17 protein-coding genes and 1 pseudogene are annotated in these 17,147 nt (G+C 67.4%); 12 read left to right on the plus strand and 6 right to left on the minus strand.

What is annotated here, in order from left to right:
* Nucleotides 1-68: 68 nt before the first annotated feature.
* The gene (locus tag D7231_RS12225) at nt 69-977 is read right to left on the minus strand and encodes a phenylalanine 4-monooxygenase (RefSeq protein WP_120755290.1); all 909 of its coding nucleotides are present in this window, start codon (nt 975-977) and stop codon (nt 69-71) included.
* A 238-nt stretch (nt 978-1,215) separates the two neighbouring features.
* Here D7231_RS12225 and D7231_RS12230 point away from each other — a divergent pair, with 238 nt between their 5' ends.
* The 10 genes and pseudogenes from D7231_RS12230 (at nt 1,216) to D7231_RS12275 (ending at nt 12,664) form a co-directional block, all read left to right on the plus strand.
* The gene (locus tag D7231_RS12230) at nt 1,216-1,494 is read left to right on the plus strand and encodes a dsRBD fold-containing protein (RefSeq protein WP_120755292.1); all 279 of its coding nucleotides are present in this window, start codon (nt 1,216-1,218) and stop codon (nt 1,492-1,494) included.
* A 63-nt stretch (nt 1,495-1,557) separates the two neighbouring features.
* Nucleotides 1,558-2,070 (plus strand): BBE domain-containing protein, encoded by a 513-nt coding sequence (locus D7231_RS38455; RefSeq protein ID WP_120755294.1) that lies wholly within the window; start codon nt 1,558-1,560, stop codon nt 2,068-2,070.
* Nucleotides 2,031-3,047 carry a lactonase family protein gene (locus D7231_RS12240; protein ID WP_422396703.1) on the plus strand — a complete coding sequence of 339 codons (1,017 nt, stop codon included), beginning with the start codon at nt 2,031-2,033 and terminating at the stop codon, nt 3,045-3,047. Before D7231_RS38455 ends, D7231_RS12240 begins: the two co-directional genes overlap by 40 nt.
* Before the next feature lie 337 nt (nt 3,048-3,384).
* Nucleotides 3,385-4,377, plus strand: coding sequence for a 2,3-diaminopropionate biosynthesis protein SbnA (gene sbnA / locus D7231_RS12245; protein WP_228774578.1), 993 nt, complete (start codon nt 3,385-3,387; stop codon nt 4,375-4,377).
* A gap of 167 nt (nt 4,378-4,544) precedes the next feature.
* Complete coding sequence (gene sbnB, locus D7231_RS12250; protein WP_120755300.1) at nt 4,545-5,552, plus strand: 2,3-diaminopropionate biosynthesis protein SbnB; 1,008 nt, start codon at nt 4,545-4,547, stop codon at nt 5,550-5,552.
* A 2-nt stretch (nt 5,553-5,554) separates the two neighbouring features.
* Complete coding sequence (locus D7231_RS12255) at nt 5,555-7,660, plus strand: FAD/NAD(P)-binding protein (RefSeq protein ID WP_120755301.1); 2,106 nt, start codon at nt 5,555-5,557, stop codon at nt 7,658-7,660.
* The gene (locus D7231_RS12260) at nt 7,657-9,222 is read left to right on the plus strand and encodes an L-lactate permease (RefSeq protein WP_147449709.1); all 1,566 of its coding nucleotides are present in this window, start codon (nt 7,657-7,659) and stop codon (nt 9,220-9,222) included. The genes D7231_RS12255 and D7231_RS12260 overlap by 4 nt, the downstream gene beginning before the upstream one ends.
* A gap of 35 nt (nt 9,223-9,257) precedes the next feature.
* Nucleotides 9,258-10,196: pseudogene (locus D7231_RS12265) on the plus strand (hydroxyacid dehydrogenase); the annotation flags it as partial.
* A gap of 597 nt (nt 10,197-10,793) precedes the next feature.
* Complete coding sequence (locus D7231_RS12270; RefSeq protein WP_120755308.1) at nt 10,794-11,177, plus strand: effector-associated constant component EACC1; 384 nt, start codon at nt 10,794-10,796, stop codon at nt 11,175-11,177.
* The gene (locus D7231_RS12275) at nt 11,177-12,664 is read left to right on the plus strand and encodes a caspase family protein (protein ID WP_120755310.1); all 1,488 of its coding nucleotides are present in this window, start codon (nt 11,177-11,179) and stop codon (nt 12,662-12,664) included. Before D7231_RS12270 ends, D7231_RS12275 begins: the two co-directional genes overlap by 1 nt.
* Before the next feature lie 220 nt (nt 12,665-12,884).
* Here the strand turns inward: D7231_RS12275 and D7231_RS12280 are convergent, their stop codons facing one another.
* The gene (locus tag D7231_RS12280) at nt 12,885-13,571 is read right to left on the minus strand and encodes a GIY-YIG nuclease family protein (RefSeq protein WP_158673739.1); all 687 of its coding nucleotides are present in this window, start codon (nt 13,569-13,571) and stop codon (nt 12,885-12,887) included.
* Between the two features lie 646 nt (nt 13,572-14,217).
* Here D7231_RS12280 and D7231_RS12285 point away from each other — a divergent pair.
* Both D7231_RS12285 and D7231_RS12290 read left to right on the plus strand, forming a co-directional pair.
* Nucleotides 14,218-14,469, plus strand: a complete 252-nt coding sequence (locus D7231_RS12285; protein ID WP_120755596.1) for a hypothetical protein — start codon at nt 14,218-14,220, stop codon at nt 14,467-14,469.
* Nucleotides 14,470-14,557: 88 nt separating this feature from the next.
* Nucleotides 14,558-15,481, plus strand: a complete 924-nt coding sequence (locus D7231_RS12290; protein ID WP_120755314.1) for an FkbM family methyltransferase — start codon at nt 14,558-14,560, stop codon at nt 15,479-15,481.
* Nucleotides 15,482-15,531: 50 nt separating this feature from the next.
* Here the strand turns inward: D7231_RS12290 and D7231_RS12295 are convergent, their stop codons facing one another.
* The 4 genes from D7231_RS12295 to D7231_RS36470 are packed head-to-tail and all read right to left on the minus strand — an operon-like array spanning nt 15,532 to nt 17,049.
* Nucleotides 15,532-15,918: a hypothetical protein gene (locus D7231_RS12295; RefSeq protein WP_120755316.1), complete on the minus strand. Its 387-nt coding sequence runs from the start codon at nt 15,916-15,918 to the stop codon at nt 15,532-15,534.
* Nucleotides 15,915-16,658, minus strand: coding sequence for a GntR family transcriptional regulator (locus tag D7231_RS12300; RefSeq protein WP_120755318.1), 744 nt, complete (start codon nt 16,656-16,658; stop codon nt 15,915-15,917). The genes D7231_RS12295 and D7231_RS12300 overlap by 4 nt, the downstream gene beginning before the upstream one ends.
* Entirely contained in the window at nt 16,655-16,888 is a 234-nt protein-coding gene (locus D7231_RS12305) for a hypothetical protein (protein ID WP_120755320.1), read from the minus strand. Before D7231_RS12305 ends, D7231_RS12300 begins: the two co-directional genes overlap by 4 nt.
* Complete coding sequence (locus D7231_RS36470; protein WP_158673740.1) at nt 16,888-17,049, minus strand: hypothetical protein; 162 nt, start codon at nt 17,047-17,049, stop codon at nt 16,888-16,890. The genes D7231_RS12305 and D7231_RS36470 overlap by 1 nt, the downstream gene beginning before the upstream one ends.
* Nucleotides 17,050-17,147 lie beyond the last annotated feature (98 nt).

Genomic DNA, 17,147 nt, shown 5'->3' on the forward strand with positions numbered 1-17,147 from the left:
CTGCCGGGTCAGCCAGGTCTGTTAGGGCTGATGGGGTTGCTGGGGCTGCGGGGGAGGGGGGGCTGAGGTCATGACCGGTCGCCCGGCACCGGGCGCAGGCCCAGCCGGTCGCCCGTGTCGTCGTCGAAGTCCGCCAGGAAACCGGCCAGCGAGTCCGTGAGGTGGTTCAGGCACCGCGCGCTGAACAGCACCGGCTGGTAACCCGAAACCCGGTAAGGAGTCGCCACGACCGCGTGCACGTCCAGCTCGCGGACCTCGCAGCGGTCCAGCCGCGCGAGCTCGCCGTACGAGGACAGCAGCGCCGCCCCGTAGGCCTTGGGCGGGCCTTCGGTCCGTCCCGCCGATCCGGCCTCCGCCATCACGCCGAACTCGAGCGTGAACCAGTAGACGCGGCTGAGGAGATCGAGCGCCTCGGGCGTATCGAGACGCATCGCCGTACGGCCGAACAAGCGGTACAGCTCCGCGAACCGGGGCGACGCGAGGTGAATGCCGTGGCCGAACACGTCGTGGATCACGTCCGGTTCGGGCGTGTACAGCGGCACCGACGGATGGCGGACGAACTGCACGGCATGGAAGTAACCGTTCTCCATCGCTCCCAGGAAGCGCCGGTTCTCCACGAAACCACCCGCGAGCGTGAATTCGAACCCGGCCAGCGGCTTCAGACGCTCACTGACCTCGGCGTGCTGCGGTACGTGATCGGCCGGGATCGGGGCCGCCTCCGCGGCGTCCAGGACCTCCCGGCACGCGTACGCCCGGTGCGCCCCGGCCAGCGCGCCGTGGACCGTGCGCCACGTCGCGTGTTCGGCCTCGGTGTACTCCACGGCCGGGGAGGGCTCGCCCACGCGGTGCCCGCGGGCGAGCCGCGCTATGGCGTTCCGCCGCTTCAGGTACAGGCTGTCGTTCCGCCCCGGGTGCTGCGCCGCCGTGCCGAGCCGGCCCTCGCGGGTCACCGGGGTCCGTGACCAGACATGACTCATGACACACAAGGTGCCCAGGGGGCCGCGGAGAGTAACTCTCCAGTCGTTGATCCGTTCCGCCGTTCCGCCCCGTCGACCGGCCCCGTCGATCCGCCCGAAGTCCCGTAGAACCGCGTCTTGAGATGCGCTCGGCCGGTACCGGTGCCAGCGTGGAAAGTGGGCCCAGGTGTGCGCTCTGCGCTCGACGTGCTCGACGTCCTGGTGCCCCGGGTGCCCCGGTAGGTACAGGAGGTTTGCCATGACGACCAAGACGGCGTGGAACGCCCAGATCGACATCACGGAAGAGGGCCGCAAGGTCACCGCCGACGCCATGCTGATCGGCAAGGGCGGGGAACGGCGAATGGTGGGGCACGGCGTCGCCCGGTGCAATCCGGCCGACCAGAACGACCCCGCCATAGGCGACGAACTAGCGGCGGCCCGCGCTCTCGCGGACCTCACCAACAAGCTGCTCGACAACGCCGCGCACGACATCGAGTCGCACACGCACCAACCGGTCAAGGGGTCCCTCTCCTCCTGAGGCGGAAATGGGGCCTGTGCCTTCCCGTCGGCCGGACACCCGGTCGGCGGGAAGGGCTCTTTTATGAATAACGTCGGCACCGATCTCGGCGTGGCGACCGGCCCGGATCCCGCCTTTCCCAGGCTTTACTACAAAGGGAACTCCGCCCGGCCGCAGGAGGCGAAGAAGCACTGGGATCCGACGAAGCATTTCCGTCACACGCGGTCGAACCGGGGCCGGAACGGGGCGGCTCCGGGCGGCGTCGGCTGCTGGCGGGGCTCGCCGGACTCGCCGCGAGTGCCGCGCTCGGGGCCGGACGGCCTTCAGCCGCCGATCCGGCACCGCCCCGGCCTCGGCTTCAGCCGCCGTCGAAGCCGCATCCGTACCCGCACCCGAAGCCTCAGCCGCACCCGAAGCGGCAGTCCCAGACGAAGCCACATCCGAAGCCCCAGCCCCATCCCGCGCCCACGCCTGTATCCGCATCCGCACCCACGCCCGGATCTCCAGGCCTCATCTTCCTCGGCGCGTACACATCCGTCCCGGGCGGCGGCGCCGGCATCGGCCTCGCCTCGTACGACCGGAAGACAGGGCGGATGACCGGGGCGGGGGTGATCGAGGGGGTGGCCGACCCGTCCTACCTGGCGCTGCACCCGCGCGGGCACACCCTCTACGCCGTCAACGAGCAGCAGGACGGCAGTGTGACGGCCGTTCGGCTGGCCGACCGCCGGACCCTGGGGACGTGGAGCACCGGCGGCGCCCTGCCGTGCCACGTCTCGGTCCACCCGAGCGGCCGCTGGCTGCTGACGGCCAACTATCTCTCCGGCAGCGTGGCCGTTCACCCGATCGACGGAACGGGCACCTTGGCCGAGCCGTCCGACGTGGTCGCCCACCTCGTCCCCCCGCCCGGCCCGGGCCAGGAGAGCGCGCACGCCCACCAGATCATCACCAGCCCCGACGGGCGCTTCGTCCTCGCCGTGGATCTCGGCAACGATACGGTGTACACGTATCGCCTCGACACAACCACCGGACGCCTTAAGCGAATTGCCTATGTGACCCTCGCTCCGGGCGCGGGTCCGCGCCATTTGACGTTCCACCCCCGCGGCCGGTTCGCGTATGTGGCGAACGAACTCGACAACACGGTCGTCGTCTGCGCCTATGACCCGGCGACGGGTGACCTCAGCCCGGGACCGGCGCTGCGTACCGGTGCCGGCACAGGCCCCAGTTCCAGCCCGGGCCTCAGCTCCGGCATCGGCGGTGCCAAGAACTATCCGGCGCAGATCCTGGTCGGAAAGTCGGGCCGTTTCGCGTATCTCGCCAACCGGGGGCACAACAGCATCGCCCGCTATGCCGTCGAGGCGTCCGGCGCGCGGCTGCGCCTGCTGGACACCGTGCTGGTACGCGGCGACTTCCCGCGCCACATCGCTTTCTCCCCCGACGAGCGCCTGCTCTTCGCGGCGAACCAGGGGTCGGGTTCCGTGACGGTATTCCGGGCCGACCCGGGCACCGGTCGGCTCTCTCCTTCCGGTGCCCCCTACGCCGCCCCCGGTGCCGCCTGTGCAATGGTTCGCATTTGACATTGTTTATCCCCTTCTCGGCGGGTGACGAGAACTCGACTGACGACTTGTCGTCATGAGTTCTCATGGACCGGCGAGACGTCTCCGGGCCAGAGTTGATCAACAGGGAGTGGCGGCCCGGCCTGCCGCCGCGCAACGGGGGGATCCGATGTGGAGTATGCGTTTCCTACAGCCTCTTTCGCTGACGCGCTCGTAGCAGCAGGCCGGTGGAACAGAGCAGGTCGGTGACCTTCCCACCTGCCGCAGCCCGCCGCCACGCCGGCCCGCCCGGGACACGGGGAAACCCGGGGTACGCGGAAATGCGAGGCGATCAATGATCTATCAGAGCACTCACGAAATGATTCTGGACGACGTGTTTCTCGACCTGTCCGGCTTCATATCAGGAGTCAATCTCCTGCTCAAGGTCGAAGGATTCAACCCGGCCGGTTCCATCAAGATGAAAGCCGCTGTCGGCCTGCTGGAGGATGCGGAGGACCGGGGGCTCCTGGGGCCGGGCGGGCACGTCATCGAATCCTCCTCCGGCAATCTCGGCATCGCGCTGAGCTCGGTGTGCGCCGCCCGCGGCTACCGCTTCACCTGCGTGGTCGACCCCAATACGTCCGCCCACAGCATTGCGCTGATGCGGGCCTACGGGGCGGAGGTCGTGTCCGTCGACCGGCGGGACAGCAACGGGGGATACCTGCAATCCCGTATCGACTACATCCACCGGCGCATCGCCGGCGATCCCGAACTCGTCTGGCCCAACCAGTACGCGAACCCGGCCAATCCCAGGGCGCATTACGAGCGCACGGCGGCCGCCATCGTCAAGCAAGGGCTCGACGTCGACTACCTCTTCGTCGGCGCCGGAACCACCGGGACGCTGATGGGCTGCGTCGCGTACTTCCGGGAGAACTCTCCGCAGACAAAGGTGATCGCCGTCGACACCGTCGGTTCCGTCACCTTCGGAAACCCGCCCGGAAGGCGCCACATACCGGGGCTGGGCACCAGCAGGCGGCCCGAAATCCTCGACCCGGAACAGATCGGGAACGTGGTCATGGTCCCCGAGATCGAAGCCGTGCACATGTGCCGCCTGCTCGCCGCGAAGCGCGGCATCGCGGCCGGCGGATCGACCGGGTCCGTACTGGCCGCCGTCGAGCGACGGCGCGCGGAAATCCCTTCCGGCGCCCGGGTCGTGGCGATCGCACCCGACCTCGGCGACCGCTATCTCAGCACCATCTACGACGACGCGTGGGTGCGGGAACGGTTCGGGGCGGAAGCGGCAGCGCCGTCGTCCGGCAGTTTCCCGCCACGCGCGCAGCCAAGGGTCCCGGCGCAGTCATGCCGGTCATGAACGCGCGCGCCGGTCATGAACGCATGCCGAGTGCGAATACGTGCCGAGCATGAGTGCGTGCTGGTCATGAACACGTGCCGGTCATGAGTGCCATGCAGACCACAGCGTTTGAAGCCCGCACACCTCCGATCTCCAGTCCGTGATCCGAAGTCCCCGAAGGGAAAGCAATGTTCGAGTTCAGCGTCATCGGCGGAAAGACCGCACGAGACATCATCGGCCGCACACGGCAGCAGATCGTGTCGGAGGTGCGCGACACCTATCTGACCCACCACGCGGGCGAGTCGGTCAACCCCAACAGCTATTTCCTGCGCTTCCCCGACAAGCCCGACAGCCGCATCATCGCCCTGCCCGCCTACCTGGGTGGCAACGCCGATGTCGCAGGCATCAAGTGGATCAGCAGCTTCCCGGGCAACATCACCAAGGGGTTCCCGCGCGCCTCCGCGGCCCTCCTGCTCAACGATTACGAGACGGGCTACCCCTTCGCCTGCCTGGAGGCCTCCCAGATCAGCGCGGCCCGTACCGCCGCTTCCGCCGTCCTGGCCGCGGAACAGCTGACCGGCGGGCGCACCGCCCGGCGGCTGACCATCGTCGGCGCGGGCATCATCGCCCGCAACATCCTGGAGTTCTTCACCGCCCAGGAGTGGTCCGTGGACGAGCTGGTCATTCACGACCGGCTGCCCGAGTACAGCAAGGCCTTTGCCGAGTACGCCACTTCCTCGCTGGGCCACCGGGCCACCACCGAGGATGACCTGACGGCCGCCCTGACCGGCTCCGACCTCGTGGTCCTGGCCACCACGGCCGGCGAGCCGTACATCACGGACCCCGCCACCTTCGCCGCCGGCCAGGTCGTGCTGAACGTCTCGCTGCGCGACATCGGGCCGGAGATCATCCTGGGTGCGCAGAACATCCTCGACGACATCGACCACTGCCTGACCGCCAACACCTCGCCCCACCTGGCCGAGCAGAAGTACGGCCACCGCGACTTCATCGACGGCACGCTCGCGGACGTCATCCGCGGCGACGTCCAGCCCGTCAAGGACCGTCCGGTGATCTTCTCCCCGTTCGGGCTGGGCGTCCTCGACCTCGCCGTGGGCATGCACGTCTACCGCACGGCGCGCGAGAGCGGCGAGTCGGTCGACGTACCGGACTTCTTCGGCGAGACCCGGCGGTGGTGACGATGACTTCTTCCTCCACCACACCCTTTTCTCCACCTCTGCCCACTAACCCTTTGTCTTCCTCGTCTCCTCTTTCTCCTCGGTCTTCTCTGTCTGCGGAACCCGGCGTCTGCATCATCGGTTTCGGCTCCCGGGGCCTCGGCGTCCTGGAACGGATCGTCACCCTGACCTCGGCCCCCGAATGGGGTGACAGGCCCTTCACCGTCGACATCGTCGATCCGCGGTGCGACGCCATCGGCATTCACGACCCGGCTCAGCCGGATTACCTGTTGCTCAACACCACGTGCAGCCAGGTCTCGCCGTTCCCCGAGGAGGCCACGGTCGGCGACACGGTCGGCGACCGCGGGCCCAACCTGTACGAATGGGTCCGTGAACGCGGCCTCCGGCTGGCGGAGGACGGCTACACGCTCGTCCCGGCCGACGCCGCAGGCTCCGAGGGCCCCGCAACCCGCGAGATACGCGAGGACGACTACCTTCCGCGCCGCATCCTCGGCGAGTACCTCTCGTGGTTCCTTCAGCGGGTCCTGGACCGCGCGCTCGGCCACCTGGTGATCCGGTTCCACCGGACCGAGGCCGCGGAACTCACGGTCCTGCCCGACGGCAACCGCCGTATCGTCCTCGACGACGGCGGTGTCCTGACCGCCCCGTTCGTCTTCCTCACCACCGGACACACCCCGCCGGCCGCCCTGCCCGAACAGGAGCGGCCGCTGGGGGAGCACCGCAGGGTCCGGGAGATCTACCCGCCGGTGAGCCGGTTCGCCGCCATCCAGCCCGGCCAGACGGTCGCCCTCGCGGGCACCGGACTGTCCGGCATGGACGCCCTCGCAGCGCTCACCCTCGGCCGCGGCGGCAAGTACACCACCGCTGCTGACGGGACGCTGCACTACGTCCCGAGCGGAGACGAGCCCCGCATCCTCCTGTACTCCCGTACGGGGCTGCCGTTCAGGGCCCGCCCCCGGGCCAACCGCGAGGGCCGGCTGTACGAGCCGCTGGCGTTCACGGCGGAGGCCGTCGACCGCTTGCGGGCCGACGCCCCCGAGGACGGCCTGAGCCTCCACGGCGACCTGCTGCCGCTCCTCCGCACCGAGATGCGCATCGCATTCCACCTCCGGTGTGCCGCACTCCTCGGCGATGGCGGGGTGAGGGAGAAGCGTACGACTGAGGACCGTACAACCGAGGACCGTACAACCGAGGACCGTACGGCCGAGGAACGTATGGCGGACGCCCTACGTGACGCCGCCGCGTCCGGCCGCCTGGACTCCGAGCTGGCCGGGCTGGACGACAAGCACCGCACGGCCTTCGGGACCCTGAACCCGGAGGAACTGCTCTTCCCCGAGACGGGCGGCCTCTCCGGCAGCCGCGCCTACCAGGACTGGTACGGCGGCCGCCTCGCGGAGGACCTGGAACAGGCGGAGCTGGGCCTGGCCGGCAGCCCGCTCAAGGCCGCGCTGGAGGTCCTCCGCGACCGCCGTGAGCTGATACGCAGGGCCGTCGACTTCGCGGGGCTCGACGAGAAGTCCCACGACGAGTTCTACGGATCCTTCACCGCCGTACTGAACCGGTCCGTGACCGGCCCCCAGCTGGACCGGCATCAGGAGCTGCTCGCCCTGCTGCGGGCCGGGGTCGTCGCCGTCCCGTTCGGCCCCGCGCCGGAGGTGGCCTGGGACGAGGCGAGAGCCTGCTGGCGGCTGTCCTCCACCCGGCTGGCCGAGCCGTACTCCGCCACCGCCGACTGGCTGTGCCACGCCACGTCCGGCCAGCCGGACGTCGACCGCACGGGCAGCCGGCTGCTCGCCGGCCTGGTCCGTACCGGCACCATCCGCCGCCACCGGTCTGCCGTGGCGAACAGCCGGGGCGTGGACCTCACACGCGGCCTGCATCCGGTCGGCAGCGACGGTGCGGCGGACGAGCGCATGTGGGTGCTAGGCCCGCTGTCCGAAGGCACCACGTTCTACAACCACTACGTGCCGTCGCCGGGCGGGTTCTCGCGGGCGTTGAGCGATGCGCACCGAAGCGTGGTGGAGATGCTCGCGGCGGCAGGAACTGCGGCACAGCTGTCCGAAAAGGAGTCACCCACAGAGACATCATCCGCAAAGGTGGCTCTGTGAACGCTGCTCTCGCAACCCTCCCCATCCTCGTCACGCTGGGACTCCTCGCCCTCGGCGTGCGCGCGCTCTACGCGGCCCTGTCGGCACTGGCCACCGCGATCGTCATCACGGCCACGTCCTTCCGTACCCCGCTCGCTGAACTCGGCCATGCCGAACAGCACATGCTGCCGACGATCGTCGAACTGGCCGCCATCCTCTTCGGTGGCATCCTGCTCAGCGAGCTGATGACCCGTACGGGCGCGCAGTCCCGTCTGGGCAACTGGATAGGCAGTGCCTGTAGTTCGCCCAGTCGTGCGGTTCTGCTCGTCATGCTTGGAGTGACGCCTTTCGCCGAATCGCTCACCGGCTTCGGCATCGGCGTCATCGTGGCCATCCCCCTGCTGCGTCAGTTGGGCCTGCCGCCCGCGAGGGCCGCAGTGGTCGGTCTGCTGGGTCTGGTCACGGTGCCGTGGGGGTCTCTGGCGCCGGGCAGCCTGGTCGCGGCGGAGCTCGGAGGGGTCGATTTCCAGCAACTGGGCATCGACTCCGCCCTGCTCTCCGCGCCGGTCTTCCTCATCACCGGATCGGCCACGCTGATCGTCGCGCTCGGCGTGCGCCGCGCGGTGGCCTCGGCCGGTGACCTGTTGCTCGCCGTGGCGGCCCTCTGGGGCACCGTCTGGGCCGTCAACACCTTCATCGGCGTGCCGCTGGCCGGCGTCCTCGGCGGCCTCGTCACGATGGTCGTTCTGCTGCTGGTCTCGCGGCTGCTGGAGAAGAGTGGCGCGGGCGCGCAGCGGGAGCCCATTGCCCGCACCCTCTCCCCGTACGGCTTCCTCGTCGCCGGCCTCCTGGTGAGCCGGCTGATCCTGGAGTCGGCGGGCGTCAAGGAAGGGTGGTGGACGGTCGTCGCCGGGCCCGGCGGCTGGCTGCTGCTGACCGCCGCCCTCACGCCGAAGCTGCTGGGGGCGGGCGAGCCCGTGCTGGGCACGGCCGCTCGCGCCGCGCTCGGCCGCTGGTGGCAGGTGACCCTGACGACGGTCGTGTTCCTGACCCTGGGCACCCTGCTCACCGTGACGGGCATGAGCCGCGAACTCGCCGAGGCCTGCGCCTCGATCGGCTCCTCCTACCTCGTGCTCGCGCCGTGGATCGGTGCCATCGGCGGCTTCCTCGCCGGCTCCAACACCGGGGCCAACGCGATGTTCGCCGCCAGCCAGGCGAACACCGCCGAAGCGCTCGGCTACTCCACCGGCCACCTCGTGGCCGTGCAGAACGTGAGCGCGGCGCTCGCCTCGGGCGCCTCCAGCGCCCGTGTCGTCCTGGCGGCACAGCTGGCGGAGAACGCGCCGGGACCGGAAGCCGCGGCGGTCGTGCCGGCGCGGGAGTCCGTATCCGCATCCACGTCCACGTCCGCATCCGCATCGGGCGGCCGAACGGCGACGCCGGTGCTGCAAGCCCCGGCGGAAGCGGAAGCGGAGACGTCGACGGCCCGCCTGGTCGACACCCGATGGGTGCTGCGCACCGTGCTCTCGGTGCACGCGCTCGTGTTCCTCACGACGGGAGGGATAGCGGTCCTATGGCAGTGACACAGGCAACCGACAGGAAGAACGGTAGAACGGTAATGAAGCACCCCGTAGTGCTGATAGCCGACCCACTCTCGCCCGCTGCGGTCGACGCCCTGGGTGAGGACGTCGAGATCCGCCACGTCGACGGGACGGACCGGACCGCGCTGCTGGCGGCCGTCCGGGACGCCGACGCCCTGCTCGTCCGCAGTGGCACCCGCGCCGACGCCGAGGTCATCGACGCCGCACCCCGCCTCAAGGTCATCGGCCGGGCGGGCGTCGGCCTCGACAACGTCGACGTCGCCGCGGCCACCCGCGCCGGCGTCCTCGTGGCCAACACCCCCACGGCCAACATCGTCAGCGCCGCCGAGATGACCTGCGCCCTGCTGCTGGCAGCGGCCCGCAACGTCCCGCAGGCCGGCCACGCCCTGAAACAGGGCTCCTGGGAACGCAGCCGCTTCACGGGCGTGGAGCTCGCGGGCAAGGTGCTCGGCATCGTGGGCCTCGGCCGCATCGGTGTCCTGGTGGCCGAGCGGATGACCGCCTTCGGCATGAAGGTCATCGCCTACGACCCGTACGTGGTGGGTGATCGCGCCACGGAGCTCGGCATCGAGATGACCGGCCTCGACGACCTCCTCACCCGCGCCGACTTCGTGACGGTCCACCTCCCGCGGACCCCCGAGACGATCGGCCTCATCGGCGCCGACGCCCTCCGGAAGGCCAAGCCCACCGCGTACTTCGTCAACGTCGCCCGCGGCGGCATCATCGACGAGGCCGCCCTGGCAGACGCCCTGCGCGCCGGCGACATAGCGGGCGCGGCCCTGGACGTCTTCGAGACCGAGCCGCCCTCCGGCTCCCCTCTCCTCACCCTGGACAACGTGGTGGTCACCCCTCACCTGGGCGCTTCCACCTACGAGGCCCAGGAAAAGGCAGGAACCCAGGTAGCCGAATCAGTAGCCCTGGCTCTGAAGGGCGCCCCGGTCCCCAACGCAGTAAACGCCCCGAGCCCCTACGCCGAGTCCATGGCCTAGCCCCTTGCCGGCCCGGCTCCCCCAGAGCCGGGCCCGCGCCCACCGAGCAACCACCCCCGAACCAGCTTCCGGTTCCCTTGCCCCACTCCAGGCCCGCCCTCCAGGGCGGTGCTCCCAAAGCCCAAAGACCAAAGGCCACAAAAACGAGTCAGGGCCTTGATCCACTGAGTGGATCAAGGCCCTGACCTGGTGTTTCAGCTGTCGGGGTGGCGGGATTTGAACCCACGACCTCTTCGTCCCGAACGAGGTGCGGGGACGGCTGTGGCCTGGGAGTTTGGCTGCGCCGCAGGTCAGGGCGTCGGCCTGCATTGGTCAGGGTTGGTGCGGCGAGGGGTGACTTACAAGATCGACTCCCCGCATACTCCACTCCGATCCCCCAAGCGCCACCCGTAGCACCATAGATATGGCTGAAACATGGGAGGGATAGGCATGGCCAGGCAGAAGTCTGACGGCAGTGACGGCCCGGAAGTCTCAGCAGTTGAGCTGTGGAGCGGTGCGGCGGCGGACTCGTTCCGTGAGGCCCGAGCAATATGCTGCCCACTGTAGGCGCATGAGGGGGAGGGCATGACCACAGAGGCCGAAGTGGCGATCCGTCCGGAGACCAGCAGGTTCGATCCGGATGATCAACCCTGGCACGACCAGGTTGCGGCTTTGCATGCGGCGTTGCGCGAAGAGGCAGGACCGATTGTCCACCGTGGTGTGCCCAGGCCGGGCCACAAGGGTGCCGTCGAGGCAACGGTTCTCGTATTGGGGTCTTCCGGCGGGCTGACTGCCGCCGTGGCGTGCTTTCGAGCCTGGTTGGCCCGGGACAAGACCAGAACGTTGACTGTGACCTGGACCGATGCCGCAGGAGGGGAACGGAGCATCCGGGTCGTTGGCGACAACATCGACCAGACGTCTTTCCAGGCGCTCACTGAGGGTCTCGGGAGCCGATTGGGGGATGGCTGATGACAGACAGCCGGCGCTACCGGGGGCTATTGATCGGTAACGCAACCTACCCCCGCGACCCGCACTGCCTCCCGGCCCTCAACGGCCCTCTCGCTGACATCACGCACCTGAAGCAGGTATTAACTGATCGTCAAGTCGGGCTCTTTGACTCTCCTGACGTCGAAACCTTGTCCGACTACGGCATTCAGGACTTAAGGGAGAAGGTCGACGAGTTCTTTACCACCGCAGCCCGCGGGGACGTGCTGCTGCTTTACTACAGTGGCCACGGCCAACTCGATGAGCGTGGCACTCTCTACCTCTGCGCCCAGGACACCAGAACCGCTGGCCTGCGTGCCACTGCCTTGAGCGCCATCGAGATCAACAACATCATCGAAGGCTCACCGGCAGCCACCACGGTCATTATTCTCGACTGCTGCTATAGCGGAGCCTTCAAGGGGATCACCCCTTCGGCTTCTGTAGCAGGCAGAGGCCGCTACGTCCTCACCAGCAGCAGATCCACCCAACTCGCCCGAGCGGCCACTCGTCCCGGCCAGCCCAGCCCGTTCACCCGCCAACTCGTCCGGGCCTTGCGTAGCGCCCAACCTGGCAAGGACGCAGGGTACGTGACCGTAGTGGATGTTTACCGACAGGTGCATCATGGGATGACCCTGGACGCTGTCATCGCTCCGCAACTGAAGTTCGTGGGGGAAGGCGACGTGGCAATCGCCCGCCGTCCGGTCCCGCACCAACCTATGTCTCTCAAGGAGACCGAGCCACCCAGCACACCGCGTGCCCACTCATCCCCTCAGGAGCTGCCGCCTCCTGACGGGTCTCCCGCAATGGCCTCTGCCTCCTCATTAGCCGTTCAGCAGATGCCTCTCTCGTCGACACAACTGGTCGAAGCGCAAACACGGGAAAGCGTCCACAGTGAGAGTCTGAAGGATTACGCGAGATCCGTTGAAGAGGGGTTTGGGAAAGCGGGTCAGCGTAGAGGTCAAAAAATCTTAGCTTGGATGGGATCCATTTATACGGTTGCCATCATTCTGGGGTCCTGCTGGCTCATGTGGCAGTCGGTGGACGGTGTCGAGGGGCGTTTCGACCAGGCAGCGATGACCGCCATGCCTCCTCTAGTGTTTCTCTCGATGATAGCATTTGATGCCTATTCTCGGATTCACGGTTTTGATCTCCCCTGGTATGCGTACCCGTTTGTCTCGTTAATAGTCTCTATTGGTCCAATGGGCTACACCTTGAATTCGATGGGTGATCGTGGTGTTTCGGCGAAGATTGCCGGGATCTGCTTCGTATTGGCGCCCTTCGTGTTTGCCCCCTATCTCTTTCGTGCAGCGGTTATGGATGCTTGCTTTCCGGAGCTCCATTCGGATATTAAGGAAAGGTTACGTCTAGAGCGGGCGGAAGCTGCTGACTCCCAAAGAAAGAGGGCCGACTCGATTCTCTTGGCGGATAGCATCCGTCGCTATTACAGGTTGAAGGGTGAGCCCGAGGAGTAAGCCCACTTTGATTTTGCGACCTTCTCGTTCCGAATGAAGTGCGGCGGGGCTGTGGCCCTGGCACGCAGCAACGCCGCAGGTAAGGGTGGTTTTTGTGCTGGTCTGGGTTGGTGCGGCAGCGAGGGGCGGGGTGCTTCTCCCGAGATCTCTCTCAGAATGCTGTGACGCTGTGGCGGCAGCGATACCGAATGGTTCAGCTTTCCTCTGATTTCTTTATGTCTCACAGGATCGCCATTGGGTATCGCCGACTGCGCCTCTCCTTTTCGTTTTGCGGGTAGAGGCGTTCGCGGAGATAGGAGGGGATCGGGGTGAACTCGCCGACGGCGAGAGGCTGGAGCGTGCCGTCGGGCCCGTCGCTGTGCTGTGGGGGGCGGGGGGAGACGTATCGGTCTTTGAGCTCCTCTCTTTTAGTAGCAGCCTGTTCGCGTTCGCGCTCTTCTCTTTTTGCGGTCAGCAGTGTCGATGCGCTGATTGATTCTGTATTACGTGCCACGATGGCCTGGGCGGTGTCGAAGGGTAGAGAGGGGAACCATTCGCTTGTCTTGGTAAACGAGGGACTGATCGCTCGCGCCTCCTGAAGGCTTAGTGTCTCCGTGACCCCGTAGTTGAGGTGGACAGGAGAGACCCATACCCTGGTCAGGCGATCGCCGATGTTCTGGGCATCCCTCCGGAAGTCCGATATCCGCCGTCGGGGGCCGGTTGTGCAGCCGATCTTGAGGCGCCGACGCGCGCCCTCGACTTCTACGACGTATACGTACCCTTGTTTCGACTTGCCTGGGTAATTCCGGAATCCGTCCAGGTAGGTGTCGATGGATTCCCAGGCAGGGTCTGTCTTGGGTATTTCGAGCGGGGGCACATGTACCTCGGGGGTCTTGCTGATGATCTCGGAGAGGGTACGCGGCCCCACTGACAAACGGCCCCGCCGTGTGATGCCCAAGAGCCCGCGAGTTGCCCCTTGGCTGCACTAGGGGCCGTCCTCGGGCCACGCTGCGATCGGGCTCGGGGCCACGGCCGAATTTGATCAGCCAAGTACGGCGAGGCTTGACCTGGCATCGATCTCGCACAACAGTGCAGAGGACTGAGAGTTGGTGCTGTAGAGCACGTGGTCAGTGTTGGCCGGTGGTACGTCCGCTACGTTCCTGGCGCACTGGCGTCGCGGCCCTCTCGGCACGGTGGCTGAATCCGCGGCTGCGTGATCATCCTCGCCGGATCGTCACCCGCTCGCGAGTCGGTGTGAGTTTCGCGGTCGACCCCGAGACCTCATCCAGCGCGACGTCTACATGTTCGGCGTGTGGGAGTAGACACTCACCCAGGATGCGCCCCAGCGCTAGAAGATGCGGGAAGGCCGTGGCGGGTCAGGCTGACCCGCCCTCCTGCTACCGTTCCCGGCCGTCGATCGGCGGTTCTGTCCGTAGCCGTTGTCGGCAGGCGCACAGTAGGCCGCACCGCCAGATGGGTGTCCTCTCAGCAGCGTCACAGAACGGCCACATCGCCTGATGCAGCCCAGGCTCCACGGCATGATGCCCTGCGTACACCACCGTAGGGGGGAACTGATGGCCAGCTACAGCGAAGTGCAGAAGGCCGTCCGGGTTGAGAAGTTCCGAATCTGGTTCGCTTGGGTATCCGGTGGGATCATCATGGCGATCACCGCGAATGCCACGCGAAACGTCGCGGTCGTCAGTGTTATCACTGAGGTTCTGTTCTTTGGCCTCGGCATCCTGGCCACCATTGCCGCCGTGGGGATGACCAATGCCCTCAACCGAAAGGCCGAGGCAGCTCGTAGAGAAGTCCTTAGCGACACCTGACGAGGCGGCCAGCTGTCCACCTGGGCGGAGTGCGAGACTGGGCTCGCCAGAGCTTCATGGGGCGCCAGAAGCAGTCTTGGGGTGTTGGATGAGCAACTGCACCGCAGAGTTATTGGCCTCGGCCGGCCGTCAGTACGTGCGGCACTGTCCTGGTTCGCTCGGGAAGCCGTGGTTGGCTGCGAAGTGCCTTAATCCGTATCTGCGTGATCGGCCTCGGCGGCGTGTCGCGCAGACGCGGTTCGGGGCTGCTGTCCCGGTCGACACGCAGGACCTCATACAGCGGTACATCTACATGTTCGGGACGTGGGAGCCCCACATGACGCGCTGGCTAGGCCAGCGGCTACGGCCTGGGGATACGTTCGTCGATGTCGGGGCGAACATTGGGTACTTCAGCCTGTTGGCGGCCCATCTGGTCGGGCCCTCGGGGAGGGTCGTCGCTATCGAGGCCTCTCCTGCGTTTCACCGGAGTGTGCTGGCGAACGCGCGGCGTAACGCCTGTCGCAACGTGCGGGCGGTCAATACGGCAGTGTCTGACGCCAGGGGGGCCTTGAGGTTTACGCTCGCCAGTTCTCGGAATCTGGGGGCGAACAGCATCGTCCCGTATGACGGGCCGGCGGAGTCCTGCTTTGAGGCGCAGGCCCTTCCGCTCACTGAGGTACTCACCGCCTCCGAGGTGGCCGGCGCTCGCGTGATCAAAGTCGACGTGGAGGGGGCCGAGGGGAGCGTAGTCCGGGGCATGGCCCCCTTACTTGATCAGCTTCGTCCCGATGCCGAGGTCACCGTTGAGGTGACCCCCGAGCGCATGTCTCGGTTAGGGGACTCCGTGGACGAGCTGCTGGCCACCATGCGCGAGCATGGATTCCAGGCTTACCGCCAACCCAATGACTACGCCCCGGAGAGTTATCCGGCCGCTATTCGTTGCGCCAACGCTCCTCTCGCCCGCCTCCGGGGGCCCGTCGTGGAGGAGTGCGATCTCGTGTTCTCCCGTGTGGATGCCGACGCGTTGCCCTGAACACGAAACAGTCCGGCCCCTCAGGGCCGGACCGTTCACCGGGAAGGAAGTCAGCTCGTCGGTCGGGGCGGCTCGTTTCCCTTAGCCCCCAGCCGCCACTCATCTTCATTCGGCTCGCGCAGCCGTGCGCCCCTGCTCTCCGCCACCCGTAGGACGTCGCCCAGCGACTTGGCCGTCTGGTGGAGCGCGATCCGGAGGTCATGACGGCATGCCTCCGGGTTGGAGAGGAGCTTCTCCGCGTCCGCCAGTACGTCGGCCCCGATGTTCATCTGTGCCGCCTCTACGGTGTCGGCGTATCGGGACAGCCTCCCCTGACCGTCGGACGGGCTCAGGAAGCAGGGTTTGTCGTCCGGTGAGTTCCACGGGAGGAGTCGCAGGCCGTGACCGGGGTTCCTGACTTCTGGTCGGGGAGTTCTTCCGCCGCCGATGGATCTCATCCGGATTCCTCCCGTCCTTCGACGCGTGTACGTGTGGTGAAGACGGCCTCTGCGCGATCGCCGGGGAGGGTCAGGAGCGCCCCCTCCACGACCTGCCCGGTGATGTCCATCGATGCCCGCTCCACTGCCAGGACGGGTGCGGGGCTGCGGAAAATCTCCCTCTCCTCGGCGCTCGGCAATCGGGAGGTGACACGCTCGATCGTGGACGCCACGTGTACTCCGGCCGCGGTGAGCAGCTCCCGGACGTTGTCGCCCCACGGCGACAGGACCCCTTCCGGGCGTTCGAGCTTGGCCACTTTGAGGGGGACGTACAGGCGGGCCACGCTCCGTACCGAGGTGCCGGCAATGCTGACGTATTCCTGCTCCGTCAGCAGGGAGCCGGCGCGGATCTTCAGGAGCGACGCCACATCACCGGATGCCTTTACCCTGCGAACCTCGACAGTGACCCGCAACGCTGAGCCGGAGGGAGGCGGCCGGTCCGAGGTGTGCCGTGCGCTGTCGTAGACAGTGCGGTCGCCGGGGCGCCGCACGAAGTTGCCTCGCCCGTGGAACTTCTCCACCAGCCCTTCGGCCTGGAGCAGGTCTAGGGCGCCCCGTAACGTAGGGAGGCTGGACCTGTACAGCGAAGCGAGTTCCGTCTCCGACGGGAGCTGTTCGCCTGCCCGCCAGTTTCCGGCGGCGATGAGCTGGCGGAGGTCCTCGGCGATGGTCTGGTAGCGGCCTGCCACGGCGGGTTTCACCGCCTCTCGATGGCCCGCACAGCGGACAGTTCGTCAGCCGAATCGACGATCAGTGCTTCCCCCGTGTCGAAGCGCAGGCCCTTCCTGCCGCCGGAGAAGTCCACTACCTCGACCACCGTGTACCCCCAGCCCCCGAAGTCGATGACGTCTCCGGGCCGGACGGTCTCCCCGGTGACCTGAAGGCGGATGTGGTGGTGTGTCATGAGGGATGTGGCGGTCTCTACGTACATCAGTGCACCTCCGCCGCGGTCCAGGGCAGGCCGACCGCGAGGGGCTGCCAGCGATGCTCAAGCCGCCGGCGTACGCGCTCGCCATCGCCCACCACGTAGAGGCGGACGAGAGCCGTCTGCTCGACGTCGCGCAGTTCTGCGTACCACTGCGGCTGACGCATGGGCGGGGCCGGCGGGGTCGTCTTTTCGGCGGGCCGGGGCTCGGCCGGCGCGCTGCGGCGTTCCGGCTCGATGACGGGAACGAACTGTCGCCTAGCCC

The organism is Streptomyces klenkii, assembly GCF_003626645.1.
GTDB classification, from domain to species: Bacteria; Actinomycetota; Actinomycetes; order Streptomycetales; family Streptomycetaceae; genus Streptomyces; species Streptomyces klenkii.